A 1878-nucleotide genomic window follows, 5' to 3' on the forward strand; every position below is an offset into this window, starting at 1 on the left:
GACCCTGGTGGCCAATTCGAGGGACACACGTCGAGGTCCGTGATCTTCTGCTGATGTGTCGCGATGATGCCTTCTGCAGCCGGTTTCCCCTCACCCGGCCGTAGAACTGGAGCGCGTGGTGTCGGTGCAGCCGCGTCCGTGGCCGCAGATCCCGGAGATGACCGTGAGGATGGCGCGGGCTGCCTCGGCCAAGGGCGCCTATCCGCTGGCCATGCGGGTGCGTGATGAGTTGGGTGAGTTGTTCTCCGATGCCGAGTTCGCCGCTGCGTATGGGACGCGGGGACGGCCCGGCCTGTCGCCGGGGATGCTGGCGCTGATCACTGTGTTGCAGAAGGTGGAGAACCTGACCGACCGGGCTGCGGCAGATCGCGCCAAATACGGGATGGACTGGAAATACGCGCTGTCGCTGGAGTTGGACGATCCGGGGTTCGACCACACCGTGTTGAGTGAGTTCCGCACTCGGGTGGCCGAGCATGGCTTGGAGGAGAAGGCCCTGGATCTGCTGCTGGCCACCCTTGCCGACAAAGGCCTGGTCAAGGCTGGGGGTAGGCAGCGGAGCGACTCCACCCACGTGATCGCTGCGGTCCGCGACCTGAATCGGCTGGAGTTGGCCGGGGAATGCGTGCGCGCCGCGCTGGAGGCGCTGTCGGTTGCCGCGCCGGGCTGGGTGGAGCGGGTCCTGGAGGTGCCTGGCTGGGCCGATCGGTATCGGGCTCGGGTTGACTCCTGGCGGCTGCCGGCCTCGGAGACGAAACGGGCCGAGCTGGCCCGTGCCTACGGTGCGGACGGCTACGCGCTCGTCAGCGCTGTCCATGCGCCGTTCTCCCCGGCGTGGCTGCGCCAGGTGCCCGCGATTCAGGCGTTGCGGGTGATGTTGATCCAGAACTACGTGCGCGTCACTGACGGCAAGGGGCGGGAGGTGATCAAACGGCGGGAGTCCCTCGAATCTGGTGGCGAGGGGATCCCGCCGGGCAGATACCGGTTGACCTCTCCCTACGATGTCGATGCCCGATGGGCCGCCAAGGGCGAGGATCTTTTCTGGAATGGGTTCAAGGTGCACGTCAGCGAGACCTGCGACAACACCCCCGAGGCGGCGGCCGCCGCGGCCGGCGGCGGCGAACGGGTGCCACCGAACCTGATCACAGGTGTGATCACGACGGATGCCACGGTGCCCGACACCCAGGCCACCGACCCGATCCACCAGGCGCTTGCGCGCCGTGGGCTCCTGCCCGCCGAGCACTACCTCGATTCGGGCTACCCGTCGGCCGAACTACTCGTCGGCGCGCGGGAAAGGTATGGGATCGCGCTGGTCACCCCGGCCCTGCTCGATCACTCTGCGCAAGCGCGCGCCCAAGCCGGCTACGACCGCACCGCGTTCACCATCGACTGGGACAACCAGCACGTCACTTGCCCGCAGGGGCAGCGCAATGCCTCGTGGACGCCGTGCACCCAGCGCGGCACCGACGCCATCGTGATCCGCTTCTCCGGCGAGGTCTGCCAGCCCTGCCCGGTGCGTGCGGCATGCACCACCGCCACCACGCGAGGACGTCAGCTCACCATCCGCGCACAGAAGATCCAACAGGCCCTGGACAACGCCCGCGCCGAACAGTCCACAAACGCGTGGCAGGACAAATACAAGCTTCGCGCCGGAGTCGAGGGCACCATCCGCCAAGCCGTCGCGGTCACCGACATCCGCCAGGCCCGCTACCGCGGCCTGCCCAAGGTCCACCTCGACCACGTCTTCTCCGCCGTCGCGTTAAACCTGATCCGGCTGGACGCCTGGTGGAACGACCACCCACTCGATCGGACCCGCACCAGCCACCTCGCCCGGCTGGAACTCGCCCTTGCCTCGTGATCACGAATAAGCCACCAGGGTCC

Annotated in this window: 1 protein-coding gene; it reads left to right on the top strand. The window is 67.8% G+C overall.

Annotated elements, in window-relative coordinates; genetic code table 11:
• Window positions 1-211: 211 nt before the first annotated feature.
• Window positions 212-1855: an IS1182 family transposase gene (locus ACFLIM_RS50095; protein WP_393177989.1), complete on the top strand. Its 1644-nt coding sequence runs from the start codon at window positions 212-214 to the stop codon at window positions 1853-1855.
• Window positions 1856-1878 lie beyond the last annotated feature (23 nt).

This window comes from Nonomuraea marmarensis, assembly GCF_043197025.1.
GTDB lineage: Bacteria > Actinomycetota > Actinomycetes > Streptosporangiales > Streptosporangiaceae > Nonomuraea > Nonomuraea marmarensis.

Coding starts and splice junctions, on each gene's coding strand:
- ACFLIM_RS50095 (WP_393177989.1), top strand. CDS start 212: ATGCGGGTGCGTGATGAGTTGGGTGAGTTGTTCTCCGATGCCGAGTTC.